The sequence below is a fragment of the Providencia sp. PROV048 genome (assembly GCF_033688165.1).
Lineage (GTDB): Bacteria > Pseudomonadota > Gammaproteobacteria > Enterobacterales > Enterobacteriaceae > Providencia > Providencia hangzhouensis.
Map to the genome: position 1 here is coordinate 846,571 of NZ_CP096360.1, position 15,768 is coordinate 862,338.

Annotated in this window: 14 protein-coding genes, 1 tRNA gene and 1 other RNA gene; 11 read left to right on the plus strand and 5 right to left on the minus strand. The window is 36.7% G+C overall.

Annotated features, from left to right (window positions below):
* Window positions 1-101 precede the first annotated feature (101 nt).
* Both M1F26_RS03580 and ffs read left to right on the plus strand, forming a co-directional pair.
* Entirely contained in the window at window positions 102-560 is a 459-nt protein-coding gene (locus M1F26_RS03580; protein WP_140172116.1) for a YbaY family lipoprotein, read from the plus strand.
* Between the two features lie 141 nt (window positions 561-701).
* An RNA gene (gene ffs / locus M1F26_RS03585) (signal recognition particle sRNA small type) lies at window positions 702-798 on the plus strand.
* 345 nt (window positions 799-1,143) lie between these two features.
* On the opposite strand, the gene M1F26_RS03590 is transcribed toward ffs, so the two are convergent.
* The 4 genes from M1F26_RS03590 to gloB form a co-directional block, all read right to left on the minus strand.
* Complete coding sequence (locus M1F26_RS03590) at window positions 1,144-1,347, minus strand: HHA domain-containing protein (RefSeq protein ID WP_004905417.1); 204 nt, start codon at window positions 1,345-1,347, stop codon at window positions 1,144-1,146.
* A gap of 74 nt (window positions 1,348-1,421) precedes the next feature.
* The gene (gene tomB, locus M1F26_RS03595) at window positions 1,422-1,790 is read right to left on the minus strand and encodes an Hha toxicity modulator TomB (RefSeq protein ID WP_004905413.1); all 369 of its coding nucleotides are present in this window, start codon (window positions 1,788-1,790) and stop codon (window positions 1,422-1,424) included.
* Between the two features lie 523 nt (window positions 1,791-2,313).
* Window positions 2,314-3,684: a murein transglycosylase D gene (gene mltD / locus M1F26_RS03600; protein WP_136135575.1), complete on the minus strand. Its 1,371-nt coding sequence runs from the start codon at window positions 3,682-3,684 to the stop codon at window positions 2,314-2,316.
* Window positions 3,685-3,765: 81 nt separating this feature from the next.
* Window positions 3,766-4,521, minus strand: coding sequence for a hydroxyacylglutathione hydrolase (gloB, locus tag M1F26_RS03605; RefSeq protein WP_140172117.1), 756 nt, complete (start codon window positions 4,519-4,521; stop codon window positions 3,766-3,768).
* 40 nt (window positions 4,522-4,561) lie between these two features.
* Between gloB and M1F26_RS03610 the strand changes: the two genes are divergently transcribed.
* Window positions 4,562-5,296: a class I SAM-dependent methyltransferase gene (locus M1F26_RS03610; RefSeq protein WP_094962149.1), complete on the plus strand. Its 735-nt coding sequence runs from the start codon at window positions 4,562-4,564 to the stop codon at window positions 5,294-5,296.
* On the opposite strand, the gene rnhA is transcribed toward M1F26_RS03610, so the two are convergent.
* Window positions 5,293-5,763: a ribonuclease HI gene (gene rnhA, locus M1F26_RS03615; protein WP_004905405.1), complete on the minus strand. Its 471-nt coding sequence runs from the start codon at window positions 5,761-5,763 to the stop codon at window positions 5,293-5,295. The genes M1F26_RS03610 and rnhA overlap by 4 nt on opposite strands.
* Window positions 5,764-5,817: 54 nt before the next feature.
* Here rnhA and dnaQ point away from each other — a divergent pair, with 54 nt between their 5' ends.
* From dnaQ to tkt, 8 genes are all read left to right on the plus strand, one after another.
* Window positions 5,818-6,579, plus strand: a complete 762-nt coding sequence (gene dnaQ, locus M1F26_RS03620; RefSeq protein ID WP_140172118.1) for a DNA polymerase III subunit epsilon — start codon at window positions 5,818-5,820, stop codon at window positions 6,577-6,579.
* A 153-nt stretch (window positions 6,580-6,732) separates the two neighbouring features.
* A tRNA-Asp gene (locus M1F26_RS03625) sits at window positions 6,733-6,809 on the plus strand.
* A gap of 1,298 nt (window positions 6,810-8,107) precedes the next feature.
* Window positions 8,108-8,335: a helix-turn-helix domain-containing protein gene (locus tag M1F26_RS03630; protein ID WP_233618378.1), complete on the plus strand. Its 228-nt coding sequence runs from the start codon at window positions 8,108-8,110 to the stop codon at window positions 8,333-8,335.
* A 135-nt stretch (window positions 8,336-8,470) separates the two neighbouring features.
* A complete protein-coding gene (gene ecpA, locus M1F26_RS03635) occupies window positions 8,471-9,076 on the plus strand; it encodes a common pilus major fimbrillin subunit EcpA (RefSeq protein WP_140172119.1) in 606 nt (201 codons plus the stop codon).
* A gap of 91 nt (window positions 9,077-9,167) precedes the next feature.
* The gene (locus tag M1F26_RS03640; protein WP_140172120.1) at window positions 9,168-9,851 is read left to right on the plus strand and encodes a hypothetical protein; all 684 of its coding nucleotides are present in this window, start codon (window positions 9,168-9,170) and stop codon (window positions 9,849-9,851) included.
* Between the two features lie 19 nt (window positions 9,852-9,870).
* Entirely contained in the window at window positions 9,871-12,450 is a 2,580-nt protein-coding gene (locus M1F26_RS03645) for a TcfC E-set like domain-containing protein (RefSeq protein ID WP_140172121.1), read from the plus strand.
* Window positions 12,437-13,159, plus strand: coding sequence for a fimbrial protein (locus M1F26_RS03650; RefSeq protein ID WP_227528901.1), 723 nt, complete (start codon window positions 12,437-12,439; stop codon window positions 13,157-13,159). The genes M1F26_RS03645 and M1F26_RS03650 overlap by 14 nt, the downstream gene beginning before the upstream one ends.
* A gap of 580 nt (window positions 13,160-13,739) precedes the next feature.
* Window positions 13,740-15,734 carry a transketolase gene (gene tkt / locus M1F26_RS03655; protein ID WP_140172122.1) on the plus strand — a complete coding sequence of 665 codons (1,995 nt, stop codon included), beginning with the start codon at window positions 13,740-13,742 and terminating at the stop codon, window positions 15,732-15,734.
* Window positions 15,735-15,768: the final 34 nt, after the last annotated feature.

Genomic DNA, 15,768 nt, shown 5'->3' on the forward strand with positions numbered 1-15,768 from the left:
AATATTAGTTATACTTTTTATTATTCCCTCATCAGAAAATGACTTGTCTATTCCGATTATTTTAAAATGTTTTAGTAAACATTGTGTTATAGGTAATAACTATGAAGTTTTTTCGCTATATTGTTAGCTTATTAGTGATTTTAACGTTGGTTAGCTGTGAAGGGAATAGCACCAAGCCCAGCGAAAAAGCACTTAATGCTCAAAATAGTAATAATAACCAGACAGTCGATTCAGGAAAAATCGAGGGCCGTGTGGTGATTTTACAGGATACTGTTTTACCTGAAGACGCAGTTGTTACAATTACGTTGGCAGATACAACGGTTGCGGACTTACCTGCACTGATATTATCTCAAAAATATTATAATTCGGTGAACAATCGGCCGACAATTCCTTTTGAACTAACTTACCAAAAAAGTGAAGTTAGGCAAGAAGGCACGCTAGTTGTGAATGCAACTATAAGCGCAAACGGAAAACTATTGTATATCAGTGATAGTGTTGTAGAGGTTATCAACAACGGTATTACAAAAAATGTTGAATTATTGATGGTCTCTGCGAATTAGCCAATGTACCGGCTCTTAGTTGAGTCTCTATTTTTATAGGTGTTTGTGTGATAAATCGCCACTTAGCCATGGGTTTCTTGCTATTTCAATGACTATCAAGCATAATGCCCCTGCTTTGAAAGAAGCAATCAATGGGGGCTCTGTTGGTTCTCCCGCAACGCTAACTTGTTAACTTGGTCAGGTCCGGAAGGAAGCAGCCATAGCAGGGGTCGTGTGTGCCGGGATGTCGCTGGCAGGGCTCCCACCCAATTCTAAGACCTTTCCTTGTATATCAGTCTCCCTATTCCAATTTATTATAAATATAATTTTTAATTGTTTTTTCTGTTTATTCTTTTTTATTTTTATAAATGTAAATTAAACTTTAAGGTTTAAATGAATTCAAAAGTTAAAAAGAAAAGTTAAGAATACAACATTAATTGTTGAGTATTGTGATAAGAAAAAGTTGGCAGGCTAAAATTTAAAGTAAGAAAATGCTATTAGCATAATAATTATGCCAATAATAAAATGATAAATACATTGCGTTCAGCCGATAAGTGGATTTACCGGCTATAACCATTCACTATCTGTGCGTGTTAATAAGATATTATCTAACAAACTTCCAAACAGACGCTGGGATTTTATCATAAAGCTTATTCATTGTGAGTTCAGCTAAGCGGTGATCTGCTGCTGAATAGAATAGCTCTAGCTCATCATCAGATAATTCATACTTATTTTTTTCAATGACACGCTCAAGTGTTTCAATTGTGGTGCATTTTCTTAAACGCATCAGATAATCAGATTTGGTCATAATACCCTTTCTTTTATGCAAAATTACTTATTAATATACGGTTTTATAGTCTGAACTAAAGGTAAATAATACCTTTAAGTTTTGCTAGTTAGGCACTTTAGGTCATCATCCAGCACAGCGACAAGACTGTGATTCATTGCTTCCCAGTCTATAATTTCACTAAGTGTGATAACTGGGCTGCCGAATAAATCATAGGTCTCATCGAGGTATTCTTCGATAAGTGATATAACAAGATTTTCTTTTGGGTATTTGATTTTAAACCGCCATACAAATGCAGCGATATGTTCAATGAGTTCATTCAAGGCTGCGCTTTGCGGGGAGCTTAAATCATTAATCCAGTGTGTATTTGTTTTTTGTAAGCTTAAAATAGCGTCTCTATTGAGACTATTACATAAGTATTTTAGTTCTGCTATATCATGTCTTTTGGGTGAGTATTCATCCATAATCACCTCCGCAGGCGAATCTGACTTTTGCTGTGTGTATTTTTTATCAATAATGTCATGTTAACTAATTAAAGCACCTATGTTCAATATAAAAGTTTACACGTTAGTATATTGAAAAATATAAGATTATTGCTAGTTCGTTAAACTTTCGAAAATTATTAATATAATACATAAGCGATGTTCGAATACGGACTGGCTGCTCGGACTAAACTAGCCGCGATATAATAATAGCATTATTACCACATATGTCACCACCAATAAACGACTTTTTTCTAATTTATTAGTGAGTAGTTGAGGTTTGAGTTACGTATGTTCTGTTTAAACTCAATTTTATGAAGTATTTAAACTATAGTTTAACCATCGGTTATTCTAGTACAGCGAATATGAAACGTTTATACAAAAGATGTTATAAAAATTATTATCCTATTTAATTCATTCAAATAATTAATTTTTACTAATAAGAGAATTCAAAATAAAAAAGCTTTTATCTGAAATAGATAAAAGCTTTTTTGCTGAGATTAACTTAAAGGTAGAGGTTTAAGGTCACCCCTGGTTTCAGGTCGGCCATTTTGACACCTGAATTCCAAGTCATTAAATCATTGAGCTTTATGCCGTGACGCTTAGCAATGCTATAGTAGGAATCGCCTTTTCTTACCTTATAGGTTTTTGCCTTACGGCTACTTGCTGTAGACGCTGGGCTAGCAACTTTTAATACTTGCCCAGGTTTGATAACGCTTGCGGTTTTTAATCCATTTAGCTTTTGAATATCTTTCGCAGTAGTATTGAATTTTTTTGCAATACTTGCGACGGATTCGCCTTTGCGTACTTTATATGTTGCTATTTTAGCTCGATTTTGACGTGCGCTAGAAATTGCAGTAGGTTGCGCTGTTTTAATCTGCTGATTTTGTTGTGCAGCTAAGCGAATCGTGTTTAAAACGTCTTGGTCGGAAAGAGATGTTTTGAATTGTTCGGCTTTAGCAGTAGGTAGCATAATATAATGAGGGCCACTTGGTGATGTTATACCGCGAGTGTAACCAGAATTATATGTTTTTACCGATTCAACTGTTAACCCAGCCAGCTCAGCAGCTTGAGATAACGTGATTTGTTGGCCAACATCAATTTGAGTGAGTGCTCTATTTTTATTACTTGTTGGCAAATTAACTTGATACCTTTCAGGATTTTTTAATACTTGGCTAAGCGCTAAGATTTTTGGTACATATTGTTTGGTTTCTTTCGGTAAAGAGAGTGACCAGAAATCAGTTGGTAACCCGGCAGCCTCATTTTTCTTGATAGCATTTTGTACACAGCCTTCACCACAGTTATAGGCAGCTAGAGTGAGCTCCCAGTCATGGCCGAACATAACATTTAAGTTTTCGAGAAGATCGAAGGCCGCTTTAGTTGAAGAAACGACATCTCTGCGTTCATCAACCCATTGTGTTTGTTTTAGGCCATATGAGCGAGCCGTGATAGGGACGATTTGCCATAGGCCTGCAGCTTGTGCCGGAGAAGTTGCTTTAGGATTAAACGAGCTTTCAATAATAGGAATTAAAGCTAACTCCATTGGTAAATTGCGCTCATTAATTTCGTCTACGATGAGGTACATGTATGGCTCAGCTCTTAATGCCACATCGTAGACAAAACGTTGTTTATTTAAATAACTATTTGCTAACTCCCTAATTTGAGGTTTATCAGGGATATCCATTTTTAGTTCATCACTAATATAACCCCATAGGTCATAATCAGATTTAGGTAATTGTCTACTGGCGGCTTGGTTATGTGATGCAACAGTTTCAATTGTATGATTACTAGGAGTTTTGTTCTGCTTAATTTTTTTCGGGGCAGTTTGGCATCCGGCCAACAGAACAATGGCGATAAGCGTCGCGATTATCTTCATTCTTTTCTATTGTTCTTCATTTTAATGTTTAAAAGTCGAACAATAATACTTATCCCACCCCGATATGACAATCATTAAACTTTAATATTGGTCTTTTAATTGACGCAGTAGGGTAAAAATTGCTCTTAAAGGTGGGCTTTGTAGATTAATATTGAGTTTTTTCTGTAGTTGAGGGTTGTCACATTGCAGAAAAATATTTATTTTTTTCTCTATTTTCAATGGGGTAGGTACTGTTGGTTGATGTTTGTCACGTATTTGCGTTATTTTTTGTAAATATTGTGTAATCGCTTCATTTTCAGGCCATATATGGTGTGCAAATTTGAGATTAGATAAAGTATATTCATGAGCACAACAAATTAAGGTTTCATCAGGGAGTGCTGCAATTTTTTGGATAGATTCAAACATTTGCTCAGGCGTTCCTTCAAATATCCGCCCACAACCCGCAGAGAATAGGGTGTCACCACAGAATAAATAAGGTGCTTGGTAAAAGCCAATATGCTCAGATGTATGGCCTGATAATGAAATAACCTGTAGGTTGAACTCGTCAATTATGACTTTATCACCGTTTTCGACTATTTCTGTTGCTCCTTTAGATTGAGTTTCTTTTGGGCCAAAAACGGGAAGAGTTGTAAATTTGCTTAAAATCCCTTTTACGCCACCCGTATGGTCATTATGGTGGTGAGTTAATAGGATTGAGACTGGGGTCAATCGCTTGGCTGTAATTATTTCAAGCACAGGTTCTGCCTCTGCAGGGTCAACGATGATACACTGTTGGTGGCTATCAGCTAAAACCCAAATGTAGTTATCGTTTAAAGCTGGTACTCGAATTAACTCCATAATGACCTCGATACTTGTTAATAGTTAATAGGGGAATTTCATGAAGCCTGCGCGTATTGATAAAAAAATTCAAATGCCTGTTAGTTGGTCTGACATTCCTTTTGGAGAACAATACCGTCAAGCCATAGAAAATCAACTTAGCCCTTGGTGGCCAAAGATATTTGGCTTTCATCTGCTTAAGTTAGGTCATTTAAGTACTGAAATCCAGACCGAAGGCTGTCTTATCTCTCACCAATTTAATGTTGGTACCGGCGATCCGCGTTTTAACCTTGTTGCCAAACCCGAAGCTTTACCATTAACCCAAAAATCTATAGATGCCTGCCTAATGACTCACTGTTTGGCTTATAGCCATGATCCTCATTGGCTCTTACGGGAGGTTGACCGGGTATTAATCGACGATGGTTGGTTAATTATTTCAGGTTTTAACCCTTTCAGTCTTCTTGGAATGGCGAAACTCGTGCCTGTTTTACGTAAACGGCAGCCTTATTGTAGCCGTTTTTTTCCATCCGTTAGGGTATTTGATTGGCTCAGCTTATTAAATTATGAAGTTTTGTATCATCGCAATTGCCAAATAATCCCTTGGCTGGGGGCGAATAGACGAGTGAATAAAAGCTGTGGGGGGGTTGGTGTTTTAAGTGTGATTGTGGCGCGGAAACGGACTTACCCACTAACTCCGACACCACTAAAATTTAAGCAACCAAAAGTTAAGATTGGAACAGCACTCGGTACAGCAAAGGAGATCAGTAAATCAATGAAGGTAAACGACCCTTCTTAGTTTTGTGCGGGTTGGTAACCCGTGTCTTCTTTAGTTGGTGCTGAAGCCGCAGCTCGAGCTAATTCATCACATTTCTCGTTTTCGGGGTGGCCAGCATGGCCTTTAACCCAACGCCAATCAATAGTATGTCGTTGGATGGCATCATCGAGGCGTTTCCATAAATCGACATTAACGACAGGGGATTTATCTGCTTTTCGCCATTGTTTACGCTTCCAGCCGTGGATCCATTGTGTTATTCCTTGTCGTACGTACTGGCTATCAGTGGTTAAAATAATATCACAAGGTCTTGTTAGCGATTCTAATGCTTTGATGGCTGCAAGTAGTTCCATTCGGTTATTTGTGGTCAAAAAATAACCTTCACTCAACGTTTTTTCATGCTGTTGGTAGCGTAAAACAACGCCATATCCACCAGGGCCAGGATTGCCTAAACAGGAACCATCCGTGAAAATTTCTACCTGCTTTGTCATTTCTGTTACACTCTATATTATTCGTTCCCCTCTAGTTTGACACAAAAAAACATTATGAGCACGGTGATAACCAGACAAATTGTCCTTGATACTGAAACAACCGGTATGAATAAACTCGGTGTTCATTATGAAGGGCACAACATTATAGAGATTGGTGCGGTTGAAGTGATTAACCGCCGACTAACAGGGCGTAATTTTCATGTGTACATTAAACCTGACCGTTTAGTGGATCCTGAAGCATTCGAAGTGCATGGGATAAGTGATGAATTTTTACAAGATAAACCTGTTTTTGCAGAAATTGCGGATGAGTTCCTTGAATTTATTCGAGGTGCAGAGCTTGTTATTCATAATGCTCCCTTTGATATCGGTTTCATGGATTATGAATTCCGTAAACTTAATAAAGAAATTCCACCCACGCAAGATTTTTGTACCATCACTGATAGCTTAGTATTGGCTCGCAAACTTTTCCCGGGTAAACGGAATAACTTGGATGCGCTATGTGACCGCTATTTAATTGATAACTCTAAGCGAACACTGCACGGGGCTTTACTCGATGCTGAAATTCTGTCAGATGTCTATTTGGCAATGACAGGCGGGCAAACTTCATTATCATTTTCGATGGATTCGGAATCGGCTAATAATGAGCAAGAGTATGAAATTCAAAGAATTGAACGTCCCCAAACTGGCCTTAGGGTGATTTTTGCTTCCGATGAAGAGCTTATTGCTCATGAAGCCCGGCTGGATATTGTTGATAAGAAGGGTGGCAAACCCTGCCTTTGGCGGCAATCTTCCGATGAGGCTGAAAATTTACACTAATGATTGGTGTTATCATTAATGGTTGCTTAGGAAAATGCATAGAAAAGCCTCTCAAGGCTAAAAACTGTTCAACTGCGCGATTTAACAAGAAAAAGTGTTGACGGGGTCCTTAAGTATTCGTAATATGCATGGCGTTCCCAGTAGGGAACATCAGGAGCGGTAGTTCAGTTGGTTAGAATACCTGCCTGTCACGCAGGGGGTCGCGGGTTCGAGTCCCGTCCGTTCCGCCAAATTATAACGCCACGCTAATATATTAGCGTGGCGTTTTTTTTTATCATGACTGTATTTAACTGCATTAAGAGTTCCTTCCTATAAATATCATCTATTGCTATTAATGACGTCTTCGAGTTAAGTTATTGATGTAATGAAATTTATAAATAGTAGGTTTGCAAGAATAATTCACGTTCCTTTCAATCATATTAATTATTTTAAAATTTCGTTAAGTTGTTACTGATATGTGATTTTAGTACTTACCATAAAGTTAATTATTTATATTTTCACATAAAATTACAGAAGGTAATTATAAATTAAGTGGAAATAGTAATTTATAAGGGATTGAGCCGGTGCTTATCGGTAGGTAGCATATAAATTTAATTATAGATAAAAGGATAGCTAATCTAGATTTTAATCCTTTCTTTTGAATCTAGCTTCCCACTAGAGATGATGCTTTTTGGTATAGTAATAGAGTATAGGAATGTCTGTTAGTAAAAACGTTATAAGCTATCTATACATGATGAGTAATATCGATTAGCTTTCTGGAATAGCTGGATAGATTATTTTTTGAACGATTCTCTTTTTTTTCTTGGTAAGTACATATTATAATTTATACGCGTTACTATTTTTTCTTTGGTATAAATCGAACAAAATAGATGGTTTTTTGTACTTTATTTGAGGGGTTGAAATGATATTTTTTTTATATCATTAATGAACCGTTTCAGTAGGGATAGTTATTATAGTCATTGTTTTTATTTTTTTATTCTTTAAAAAAATAAAAATGAATGAGTATGTTTTGATATACATCAATAAAAATAGCATACTCGATCTTAACGCTAATCAATGAGTATTTTATAGAGCGAAATCCTTAATACTCATATTAAGTGTTATTTTAAATTACAAATAATACATTGCATTCCAAATTGGAACAAAATGAAACTTGGCATTAATTGGCGTGTCACTGTAATCTATATTGTTTTATTCGGTTGTATATCTCAAAATATGGGTGCAAAAAAACATTAAAAAGCTCAGGCCTATTGATTTTAATTCTATTGATAAGTTTAAACATTTTTACACGTTTTTTAATCAATTTATATTATTAGGCATAAATTAGTAGTTAATGAATTATCACTAGAATAATTTAGTCTATTAAATATATTAATGATTATCATTTAATAAAAATTAAATTTGGTTTATACATCGGGAAAATTTTGGAAATGCTTATGGAAGTAAATAGGTTGAGTTATTATGCGGGAATATTCTTAAGAAAATCTCGAAAGGAAAAAAATTAACGGGAAAGCAATTAGCAAAGCTAATGGATGTTAGCCAGCAACAAATATCTCGTTATGAAACAGGGAAAACATCATTAACAATAGACCAATTAAGTCATCTTTTACGCCTATTAGATAAGAATTGGGTTGAGCTTATTTTATTTGTTCAAAGCGAATGTGATATCGATATAAAATTGGAGAAAGAAAAAAGTAAAAAAAGTTATTTATTAAGCAATTATTTGATTGATAGTTTCATAAATAAAAAGCAGTAATATTATTTTAAATTGTTCTAGCTCTATTCTCATAGTGCTCAAGATTATGTTTTATAAAAAACACAGTTAAAAGTGTTTTTTATACTAAGTAATTTTTCATTTGTTGTATATTGAATTTAAATTAGAGAGAATAAAATGTTTACTAAGAAAATATCATCTGTATTATTATCTGGGGTTATTGCTGCTTCTTTTGCTACCGTTGCAAATGCAGATACACGTACCGCTCAAGCAACAGCAACATGGCAAGCGACTGCAATTAAAGACACGACAAGCATGTTAGTTGTGACTCCACTAAAAAGCTTAACTTTTAATTACGCCGAAGGCCAAAAAAGCTTTAATCAGCAAAATGGTGCATTCGATGTCGCTATTCAAGGACAATCCGGCGCAACTGACTTTAAATTAACATCTAAAATTATTGCTAATACATTAGCAAGAACTGCCGACGATTCTACATTAGAAGTTGGCGTTAAATGGAATGGTACTGATTTAAACACTGCTACGGATACTACGTTAATCAGCGTTGCTGACGGTATTACTTCAGGTTTAGATAATTTAGCGGCTGATGGTGTTTATAATAGCTCAGACCGTGCAACAGATCGCGGTGAATTCACCTTTGTTATTGCTAAAGCTAAAGCAGCAGGCGCAGTCGCTGAGTTTAAAGACTTAGATGATGGTGTTTGGGATGGTGATGTGAAAGTCCAGTTTACTGCAAACTGGGAAGGAACTTTTGTTACTCCATAAGTTTTTTATTAATTAAATAAAAAATCCTTTGTTACGATAAAGATAATATAAGGATATAGAGTCTTTATCGTTTTTTATTTTGAGTTCTATTATGAAAAAAACAACAATAGCAGTTATTCTATTATCAATTCTCCCACTAAAAAATACCTTGGCTGTTAATGTTGGTAATATCACAGAAATTATTTCATCCGATGAAGATTCACTTTCTAAGGAAATTGAAAACACAGTTGATGCGGCTAGATTAGTAAACTTAACGATAGAAAAAATAGATACACCATTAGAACATGGAAAGGTAATTTCAACTAACGATCCTAACGAAATATTGTCAACACCAGCGAATATTATTCTTCCGGGAAATGCACGTGATGTATTTAAAGTTATCTACAATGGCCCGAAAGACGATAAGGAACGTTATTATCGACTAAATTGGAAAGATGACCCAATTAGTGAAAGTGGGATTACGAAAAGTTCAAAATCAGCATCAGCAACAACATCTGCAACGATTAGTACAATACTTGTTGTTGCACCTAGAATAGAAAATTTTCAATACAAATATGAAAATCAGAAAGTTGCTAATTTAGGGAACAGTTCTTTTCGTGTTGTTGCTTCAGGACCTTGTTTACCTGAGAAAATAAATCTTGGTTCCGATGGGATCTGTAAAGAACGTTATTACTTGATGCCAAATTTAGCTGTAAAACTTCAGTTGGTTGATATAAATAATAAAAAAACAAGTGTTGGTATTTGGCACAAAGGTGATTTTATTGTAGTCAAATAGCTAATATTGGATCTTAATTATGCATAAAAATATTATTGCATTATCAATGATGAGCTTTATTTTTTCAAATGTTGTTTATGCTAAAGATATCAAACGTATTAAAGTTGGAGGGTATATTATTTCGCCAGCTTTTGTTATGGCACTGGAAGAGGGAATGTCAGTACCTGTTTTTTTACGATTAAATACTTCTAGAGAAAAAAATCAAAGTGAAGATAAAATTGCTGATGCCATCATTATTGTTGAACAAGGAAAAATTAAACTTGCGAATATTAATTTTATTGATAATAGCCAAGGACCAAAGTTAAGCTCATTATTGATAGATGAATTAGAAAACAGTAAGGATAACTTTTTTAATGAATCAAATAACATTAAGATTGATAAAGATGCATTACTTCAGTTAGATATTTCTTCATTTAATCTGTCACTCGATGTTGACCAAGATGCTTTTGTGCCTAAAGAAAAAGTTAGGCAATTTTCTCTAGGTGACTCATCGGTAAATGATTTTTCTTCAGTAGCTAATTATGATTTAGGTGTTTTTGGAAGTCAGGTAAAAAAAGGGAAAAATTCGTCGAGTAGCTATTTTAATTTAGATACTTTGTTGGCTATAGCCGAACACCACATTAACATTAATGCATCAGCTTACAGCATTGGTAAATCAAACTCTGATATTGAATTATATCGTGTTATGTATGAACGCGATTTTAATGGAATACGTTATGCGATTGGGTTAATGAGTACGTGGAATTTACAGTCTATTGCGAGCCTAACTACACTAAATAGCAGTAAAATTTATGCAGTTACACTAGGAAATAATGCATCTAGTGTCGTGGTGAACTCAAAATATTCGTTAACACCAATCTATGTATTTTTAAATAGTCCAGGTGAGATTCGTATTTACCGTGATGGAAAGTTATTAAATATTCAAAATTTTCCGATGGGTAGCTTTGAAGTCGACACGAGTATTCTTCCATTTGGTATCTATGATGTCACGATTGAGACCGTTGTAGATGGTAAAATTGTGACGACTCAACATCAAACAATTAATAAGTCCTTTGGAACTAGCGGCGCTAATTTTGAAAAATTAAATTGGGAAGTCTATGGGGGATATGTTGATTTCGATAAGAAACGTTATGTAAGAGGAAAATATTCTAAACGTGAGCCACTGAAGCAAAGTTATTTAGTCGGTGCGTCCGTGGCAAAAGGTTTTCCTGTTTTATCTGGATTAAATATTCAGATGTCTAATTATGGCTATGACAATTTTTTAATTAATGAAAGCAGCATTAACTTTTCTTTAAATCAGTATGTATCACTGTCTTGGCAGGGAATGATTGAAAACCATGGAAGCCATAGAAATATTGCTACGCTATCGACAAATATACCTGATGGCTATGGATCTGTTTGGGCTTCGAAAGAAAAAGCCGTAGTAAAAGGTGAATTACCGATTTATGACTCTGATAGCTATTCTTATGGCGCGACTTTAAATTTTGACAAGGTATTTGAGCGAGCGGGAACATTCACTATTAGTAGCACAAAAGATAAACGTATTGGTAGTGATTCAATTAACTATGAGTATTCAAATACATTGTTTTCAGGTCGTTACGGTACGATTGGGTTAAGAACAGGCGTTCAGCGTTATCACTATGATGACCAAAAAAGTATGAATGAAAAATTTATTAGCCTCGATTTTTCATTACCGTTATCAACATGGTTGAGTACAGGTGTTTCATCGAGCAATGGCAATGTGAAAGCCAATATTTTTGCGAATGTGTTGCTAACATTAAAAGTAAATTCAACATTAATTCCATTTACCCCTGCTGCTGCGTCAATAAAAATAGGCCCTGACGACGGTTCTAATGTTTGGCGAAATTACAACTCGGCTTATGCAGCAAACTCATATTTTAAAAGTTCAAATAACTATGTTTCTATCTTTTTTTCTAATACATTTTTCAAACAATTAGTGACAAACAATATTGATTTCACCAATAGCCAAGACTTTTTTACGTTTTCGTTTACGAACCCTGCCGCTGCTCCACAGTCAGGCTATTATGAATTCACGCCATCGAACCAGTTAGTGATAAAGCCTAGGGACTACAGCATTAGTATTGTGCCTGCGGATTATATTCCTAACCCGTCAAAAACTGGGAAAATTGGCCCAGCGGAACCACCAATTGAGTTTAATTATATTGTGACGACAAGTGGCCCTCGACAAGCAGACGCGATCACTGCAAGAGTCGAGGGGCCGACAGTGAATGTTAACGGACAAAACTTTTGTTTGTTCAGCTCCGATGATGACAAATTTCGTGTTCCGTTTTCAGCTTACTTGTCATTTAAAAATGCTTCAGGTATCGAAGAGTCTTATCGCTCAAATTGTGATGGTACCGAAATATCAATGAATAATGCGTTGTGGGCGGAAACTCCGTGGGATATTCCTAACCAAGATTTAGGGTCATTCTATCGTACTAATTTGGATTTACGTTTTCCTATGAATGATTCTAACTCATTATTTACGTTAGATGGCATCGATTGGTTAGGAACGGTGTCTGCGAGTGGAACTGTTGTCGTGAAAGCGATTTGGACGGGGCCAGATGTCCATTTATAAGGTTGGTGTGATTCGAACTCACAAGATGAAGCGTATAGTACCCCAACTATTGACTAGCGCGTTGTTGTTATTACTTTTTTCATGTTTTGGTAAAGCCTATGCACTTTATTTGAGCTCAGATATTTCATCTTTAGAGCCCAACAAAAACTTTTTTTCAAAGTCTTATATCAATGACACGAAAAAGGTGAATTTATATACATTTAGTGCATACAAAATAGATAAGCCAGATAATAAAGAGCAAGGGAAGCCAATAGAAGAAGGGGAAATTATTTTTACCCCATTAAAAAAAATCGTATTACCTGGGGAGCAAGAGTATTTTAAGATTTTTTATCGCGGTAAAACGGATGATAAAGAACGCTATTATAAGATTGTGATCAGCGAAACGGCGCTTGATGTAGAAACAGACTCTTCTCAGAATCAGCAATCGTTATTTTACCCCACAGTTAGTTTAGAAACCTACTTTGTGGTTAGGCCGAAAGATATTGTATTTAAATATGCGATGGATGCGGATGCGGGCATATTAAAAAATACGGGTAATACTTATTTTAGGGTGTTAGTTCATGAAAGCTGTGAAGTAAAGGATGATGAGCAGCCTTTAGTTCTTTATCTTTTACCACAACAAGAATTTCGCCATGAAGCTTTAAAGAGAAAAAGCCGTAAGTACATTGTTATATTTGATAAATACCATTCTATAGGCAACTGCGATTAGCCGATTTAAAATTTCATATTATATGATTAGCCAGTAATATTTATTGTTACTGGTTTTTTTTTCAATTCATGTTACTTCTATCTATTAATAATCATTAGAAAGGTTAGGTGTTTTACTCAACCCAAACAAAAATATTCGGGCATATTGAGGCTTTTTTTGTCTAAAACTTTGCCAATTATCACTAATGTGGCAGCTAAATGCGCTAGATGCATAAATCACCTTGATCCCAGACACTGAACTCAGGTTTAATAAGGTTAGTCACTTGCGCAAAAATGTAAGCATTAAGGGATATTTTGCGCAATGGAATGGATTCAGCTTTGCGGCAGTTCAATTTATTAGCGATCTGCTGCCATGAACATAGCAAATATTGCGGTATGGGTAGAATTGGGTTACTTTCAATCGCTCTATTCGTGAAATGCTCAGTTTGTAGTCGATGTGCTATGGCTCCTTAAAGTAGGGAACATATGGGATACATCGCTAAATTGATGTTTTCATGTTACAGCGAAATTAAAGTAGCACTATCCGTATTGCGTTGTAAAAATTGGTTTAAGTACGTTTTTATCCTACCTGGAGTATACTGATGACGACTCGTAAAACCCTTGCTAATGCTATCCGCTTTCTAAGTATGGATGCGGTTCAAAAAGCAAAATCAGGGCATCCTGGCGCGCCAATGGGCATGGCTGATATTGCTGAAGTACTGTGGCGTGACCATATGAATCATAACCCAGCTGACCCACACTGGGCAGATCGTGACCGTTTTGTACTGTCAAACGGCCATGGCTCAATGTTGATTTATAGCTTACTGCACCTCACTGGTTATGACTTATCTATTGAAGAGTTAAAAAATTTCCGCCAATTACACTCTAAAACACCGGGCCACCCAGAATATGGCTATACTCCAGGTGTTGAAACAACAACCGGTCCTTTAGGCCAAGGCATTGCAAATGCAGTGGGTTTTGCGATTGCAGAACGTACATTAGCAGCGCAATTTAACCGCCCTAACCATGACGTTGTTGACCACCATACTTATGTGTTCATGGGTGATGGTTGTATGATGGAAGGTATCTCGCACGAAGCGTGTTCTTTAGCGGGTACACTGAAATTAAATAAACTGATCGCATTCTATGATGACAACGGTATCTCTATTGATGGTGAAGTTGAAGGTTGGTTTACTGACGATACCGCTGCACGTTTCGAATCTTACGGTTGGCATGTTATCCGTGATATCGACGGCCATGATGCATCACAGATCAACGCGGCAGTGAATGAAGCGAAAAGCCAAACTGATAAACCAACACTGATTATGTGTAAAACTATTATTGGTTTTGGTTCACCAAACAAAGCGGGTTCTGAGTCTGTTCACGGTGCGCCTTTAGGTGATGCTGAAATTGCAGCAACTCGTGAAGCTCTGGGGTGGAGCTACGGCCCATTCGAAATTCCTAAAGATATCTATGAAGCTTGGGATGCTCGTACTGCAGGTAAAGAAAAACAAAGCGCATGGGATAAAAAATTCGCCGCGTATGCAGCGCAATTCCCTGAACTAGCTGCGGAATTCACTCGTCGTATGAATGGTGAATTACCTGCTAACTTTGACGCGGATGCGAAACAATTTGTTGAAAATCTGCAACAAAACCCAGCAAATATCGCAAGCCGTAAAGCATCACAAAATGCATTAGAAGCATTTGGTAAAGTATTACCTGAATTTATGGGCGGTTCTGCGGACTTAGCGCCAAGTAACTTAACCATGTGGTCAGGCTCCAAAGCACTGAACGTTGACCCAGCGGGCAACTACATTCACTATGGTGTTCGTGAATTTGGTATGTCAGCTATCATGAACGGTATCGCGTTACATGGTGGTTTCATTCCTTACGGTGCGACATTCCTGATGTTCGTTGAATACGCACGTAATGCGGTTCGTATGGCAGCACTGATGAAAGTGCGTAGCATCTTTGTTTATACTCACGACTCTATTGGTCTGGGTGAAGATGGCCCAACTCACCAACCGGTTGAGCAACTGGCAAGTCTGCGTGTGACACCAAATGTCAGCACATGGCGCCCTTGTGACCAAGTTGAATCTGCTGTGGCGTGGAAATATGCTATCGAACGTAAAGATGGCCCAAGCGCATTAATCTTCTCTCGTCAAAATTTAGAGCAACAACCTCGTACTGTTGAGCAATTAGCCAATATTGAGAAAGGGGCTTACATTCTGAAAGATTGCGCAGGCACGCCTGAGTTAATCTTTATTGCTACAGGTTCTGAAGTGGAACTGGCCGTTAAAGCGGCTGAGCAATTAACATCAGAAGGCCGTAAGGTCCGTGTTGTTTCTATGCCATCAACTGATGCATTTGATAAACAAGATGCGGCATACCGCGAAGCTGTTTTACCTGCCAATGTGACAGCACGTGTTGCTATCGAAGCGGGTATTGCAGATTACTGGTTCAAGTACACTGGTTTAAACGGTGCCATCATCGGTATGCATACCTTTGGTGAATCTGCTCCAGCCGAAGTTCTGTTTAAAGAATTCGGTATTACAGTAGAGAAAGCGGTTGAATCTGCTAAATCTTTACTGAAATAAAATAAGAAGGAATGAGTCCCGAATTTTGGTTCTC

Bases quoted from the DNA above. Each gene is read 5' to 3' on its own strand.
- M1F26_RS03580 (WP_140172116.1), top strand. From the start codon at position 102: ATGAAGTTTTTTCGCTATATTGTTAGCTTATTAGTGATTTTAACGTTG.
- M1F26_RS03590 (WP_004905417.1), bottom strand. From the start codon at position 1,347: ATGACCAAATCTGATTATCTGATGCGTTTAAGAAAATGCACCACAATT.
- tomB (WP_004905413.1), bottom strand. From the start codon at position 1,790: ATGGATGAATACTCACCCAAAAGACATGATATAGCAGAACTAAAATAC.
- mltD (WP_136135575.1), bottom strand. From the start codon at position 3,684: ATGAAGATAATCGCGACGCTTATCGCCATTGTTCTGTTGGCCGGATGC.
- gloB (WP_140172117.1), bottom strand. From the start codon at position 4,521: ATGGAGTTAATTCGAGTACCAGCTTTAAACGATAACTACATTTGGGTT.
- M1F26_RS03610 (WP_094962149.1), top strand. From the start codon at position 4,562: ATGAAGCCTGCGCGTATTGATAAAAAAATTCAAATGCCTGTTAGTTGG.
- rnhA (WP_004905405.1), bottom strand. From the start codon at position 5,763: ATGACAAAGCAGGTAGAAATTTTCACGGATGGTTCCTGTTTAGGCAAT.
- dnaQ (WP_140172118.1), top strand. From the start codon at position 5,818: ATGAGCACGGTGATAACCAGACAAATTGTCCTTGATACTGAAACAACC.
- M1F26_RS03630 (WP_233618378.1), top strand. From the start codon at position 8,108: ATGGATGTTAGCCAGCAACAAATATCTCGTTATGAAACAGGGAAAACA.
- ecpA (WP_140172119.1), top strand. From the start codon at position 8,471: ATGTTTACTAAGAAAATATCATCTGTATTATTATCTGGGGTTATTGCT.
- M1F26_RS03640 (WP_140172120.1), top strand. From the start codon at position 9,168: ATGAAAAAAACAACAATAGCAGTTATTCTATTATCAATTCTCCCACTA.
- M1F26_RS03645 (WP_140172121.1), top strand. From the start codon at position 9,871: ATGCATAAAAATATTATTGCATTATCAATGATGAGCTTTATTTTTTCA.
- M1F26_RS03650 (WP_227528901.1), top strand. From the start codon at position 12,437: ATGTCCATTTATAAGGTTGGTGTGATTCGAACTCACAAGATGAAGCGT.
- tkt (WP_140172122.1), top strand. From the start codon at position 13,740: ATGACGACTCGTAAAACCCTTGCTAATGCTATCCGCTTTCTAAGTATG.